This window comes from Kitasatospora sp. NPDC007106 (genome assembly GCF_040634455.1).
In the GTDB taxonomy this organism is placed as follows: domain Bacteria; phylum Actinomycetota; class Actinomycetes; order Streptomycetales; family Streptomycetaceae; genus Kitasatospora; species Kitasatospora arboriphila.
Window position 1 is genome coordinate 1 of record NZ_JBEYFP010001327.1, and the last position, 1,238, is coordinate 1,238.

Here is a 1,238-nt window from a genome sequence, read left to right on the forward strand (position 1 = left end):
GCGGGAGCAGTACCCGGATGTCCTGGTCCTGACCCGGCTGGTGCCCGGCGAGTCCCCCGCCGAACTGCTGCCCGCCGCACACGAGGCCGCACTCCTGGTGGTCGGATCCCGCGGGCTGGGCGCCGTACGCGGTCTGCTGCTCGGCTCGGTGGCCCTCCAGGCGGTCTCCCGCTCCGACGTGCCGGTGGTCCTGGTCCGCGCGCCCGCGAGCGCGGCCGCCCCGCGGGAAGCGGCCGCACTGACGGGCGCGGTCGTGGCGGGCGTGAGTCTGCGGCCCGGACACGAGACCGTCCTGGAGTTCGCCTTCGCCGCGGCGGAACGCCACTGCGCGCCGTTGCTCGCCCTGCACGCGGGCGCCGGCAGACCCCCGGACCGCGATGCGCTGACCGCAGCACTGCTGCCGTGGCGCGAGAAGCACGCCGGGGTCCGGGTGGTGGAGCGGTGCGTCCCGGACGGCCCGGCCCGCGCACTGGCGACGGGCACCGAACGGGCCCGGCTCGTCGTGGTCGGCAGGGGCGGACACCGCAGCGGCCCGACGCCCCGGATCGGGCCCGTCGCACACGCCGCCGTCCACCGCGCACCCTGCCCGGTGGCCGTCGTCCCCGGCACCTGAACGCCACGGTCCGCACGGGCTCCGGGGCACGGGCCGCCGGCCGCGGCCCACGGGCGGGCGGTCGTCCTCGACGGCACGGCGGGCGGACCGCTCACGGCTTTCATACCCCAGGGGGTATCATCGGGACGGCAAGGACCAGTGACGCGAGACCGGGAGTTCCACCATGTGCCGACGGACGACGTGCCGCACCTGCGGCAAGGCCACCTACGCAGGGTGCGGGATGCACGTCGAGCAGGTCCTGGCCGGCGTCCCCAAGGCGGACCGATGCACCTGCGACAGGGCCGCCGGGAGCGGCCGCGGATTCCTGGCCAGGCTCTTCGGCCGCAGCTGAGGCGTCAGGCTTCGTCCCGCAGCTCCGCCACCCGGGCACCGAAGGCGCGCCAGCGGCGCTCGTTGTCGTGTACGAGCGCGGCCGACTCACTGAGCAGGTCCGCGGCACGGGCGACCAGCTCGGCGGCGGAGTAGAGCCGCTGCGGACCCGCCGGCCCCTCGGCGAGGTCCGCACGGAGGGCCGCCGGCCGGAGGTCGACCCGTTCGAGGATCTCTGCGGCCCGCCGCAGCACCAACCCGGCCAGGTCCAGCCGGTAGCCGCCCTGTTCGGCGGCGAGTCCGTCGCCGGCGGCCG

Annotated in this window: 1 protein-coding gene and 1 pseudogene; one reads left to right on the top strand and one right to left on the bottom strand. The window is 76.8% G+C overall.

The window, feature by feature from the left end; genetic code table 11:
• Nucleotides 1–613 (top strand): universal stress protein (locus ABZ641_RS38205; protein WP_359989254.1); only part of this gene is annotated, 613 nt, incomplete at its 5' end.
• A gap of 335 nt (nucleotides 614–948) precedes the next feature.
• On the opposite strand, the pseudogene ABZ641_RS38210 reads toward ABZ641_RS38205, so the two are convergent.
• Nucleotides 949–1,238: pseudogene (locus ABZ641_RS38210) on the bottom strand (hypothetical protein); the annotation flags it as partial.